Below are 1,510 nucleotides of genomic sequence, written 5' to 3'. Positions count from 1 at the left end.
CCGCAACCACCGCTACAGAACGCCACACGCCGCCCTCACGGGCGGCGTTGTCGTTTCCGCCAACACGCAGTCACAGCCCATCATCCACCCATCGCCGTCCGGCCCTACAGCATGCGTGCCTGAAGACGACACGACGTGCACCCGCATACCGCCTTCGAACGTTCAAGCCAGGTGACCGTAACCGTCGAAACCCTGCAGCAGCAGATGGATCAGGCCGTGGCCGCGCTGGATTTCGAGACGGCGCAACGATGCCGCGACGTGATCAACGCGATGCGCGGCGGCGCCACCGCCGCCGAAGCGGAAGCAGCGAACTTCACGGGGTTGACGCGCCAGGAGCCCGGCGCGATGGGGCTGGGGACAAGCCAGCAAAAGCGGACCCCGCCTGCCGGATGGCGCCCCCCGCCCAAGCCTGATCCGATGACCACAGGCCGCTCCAAACGCGGCCGCGCGCCCAGACCCTGAAGCGAACCGCCGTGAACAGGGCCACTGCGGTCGCGCGCACTCCGGTCGTCAGTCCACCCAGTCCAGACCGATTTCGCGATAGAGGCCGCGATCCTCTTCCCATTTGGGGTTGACCTTGACGTGCAGGTACAGGTGCACCGGCACGCCGAGCAGCTTCGAGAGCTCGGCACGCGCGCGGCTGCCGATTTCCTTGAGCCGCTGGCCGCCCTTGCCCAGCACGATCGCGCGCTGCGTGTCGCGCGCGACCAGGATCTGCTGGTGGATCTCGACCGAGCCGTCCTCGCGCTCGCTATATTTCTCGGTCTCGATCGCGCTGGCATAGGGCAGTTCGGCATGGAGCTGCAGGTAGAGCTGCTCGCGGGTCACCTCGGCGGCGAGCATGCGATCGGTGGCGTCCGAGACCTGGTCTTCGGGAAAATACCAGTCGCCCTGCGGCATCGCGCCGGCGAGCGCCGCCTTGAGCTCGGGCACGCCGTCGCCGTTCTGGGCCGAGACGAAATAGGTTTCGTCGAACGCCAGCGCCTCGTTGAGCTTGGCGGCATGGCCGAGCAGGCGCGGCTTGTCGGCGATGTCGACCTTGTTGAGGATCAGGATCCTGCGCCCCTTGCGCCCGCGCAGGCTGTCGATCACCGCGTGGACCTTGGGGCCGATGCCGCCCTTGCCGTCGACGACCAGTGCGACGAGATCGGCGCCGTCGGTGCCGTCCCAGGCTGCGGCGACCATTGCGCGATCAAGCCGCCGCTCGGGCTCGAAAATGCCGGGGGTGTCGACCAGGATAATCTGGGTGCCGCCTTCAATGGCGATGCCCATCACGCGGGCGCGGGTGGTCTGCGCCTTGGGGCTGACGATGGCGACCTTCTGGCCGACCAGGGCATTGACCAGCGTCGACTTGCCGGCGTTCGGTGCGCCGAGGATCGCGACGACGCCGCAGTATTGATGGGTGGTAAGTTCGGTCATGGGTTCCGGTTGTACTGGGGAATGGGGATCGGGGCGAGGGGGGAAGCCCCACTTAAGCCCCTCCCCTTCAGGGGAGGGGTTGGGGCGGGGC

2 protein-coding genes are annotated in these 1,510 nt (G+C 67.6%); one reads left to right on the top strand and one right to left on the bottom strand.

Going from position 1 to position 1,510, the window contains the following annotated elements:
- Positions 1–171: 171 nt before the first annotated feature.
- Positions 172–462, top strand: a complete 291-nt coding sequence (locus tag S2M10_RS05385; RefSeq protein WP_168845234.1) for a UvrB/UvrC motif-containing protein — start codon at positions 172–174, stop codon at positions 460–462.
- A 48-nt stretch (positions 463–510) separates the two neighbouring features.
- Here S2M10_RS05385 and era read toward each other — a convergent pair whose 3' ends face one another.
- Positions 511–1,419, bottom strand: a complete 909-nt coding sequence (era, locus tag S2M10_RS05380; protein WP_168845233.1) for a GTPase Era — start codon at positions 1,417–1,419, stop codon at positions 511–513.
- Positions 1,420–1,510: the final 91 nt, after the last annotated feature.

The sequence above is a fragment of the Sphingomonas sp. S2M10 genome (assembly GCF_012650175.1).
GTDB lineage: Bacteria > Pseudomonadota > Alphaproteobacteria > Sphingomonadales > Sphingomonadaceae > Sphingomonas.
This window is presented reverse-complemented; position numbering and strand designations above follow the sequence as displayed.